This is a genomic window from Clostridioides sp. ZZV14-6153 (assembly GCF_020657855.1).
GTDB lineage: Bacteria > Bacillota > Clostridia > Peptostreptococcales > Peptostreptococcaceae > Clostridioides.
This window is the reverse complement of the sequence record NZ_JAGWCZ010000066.1, coordinates 1-415: the sequence shown is the minus strand read 5'-3', so window position 1 is coordinate 415 and position 415 is coordinate 1. Positions and strand designations below refer to the sequence as shown.

Sequence of the window (415 nt, the reverse complement as noted above, 5' to 3'; positions counted from 1 at the left end):
ACATCCAAAAGTTTTGTTAATTAACTCTTGCTGTTTTTTATTTGGATACATTCTAAACTTATAAGCTTTTTCCACTACTACCACCTCACTTTACTTGTTTTTTCTGATTATCTATATGGTATTGTACTAAATATACATATACTCTACCATGAGTCACTTCAATTTTTCATCACCTATCATAATATTAAAATATGCAATTACTTAAAACAAGTATTTTGAAGATTTTTTATATTTATTTTTAAATAACATATGTAAGAACCGTAAGTCTTAACTTTTATCATTTTTGAGGTTGTCGTTCACATAAGTTCGCTACTACCTATGCAGTTCTCTTATGAACTTCTTACACTTTCATGCAAGCACAGACTATATCTTATCCTTCGGCATTATCCGTTAAGGTCTACCCACTTCCACTACC

The 415-nt window shown here is 29.6% G+C and carries 1 protein-coding gene; it reads right to left on the bottom strand.

Annotated elements, in window-relative coordinates; genetic code table 11:
• Nucleotides 1-84, bottom strand: an 84-nt coding sequence (locus KGF46_RS19785; RefSeq protein ID WP_159065902.1) for a helix-turn-helix domain-containing protein, incomplete at its 3' end; no start/stop codon positions are given.
• Nucleotides 85-415: the final 331 nt, after the last annotated feature.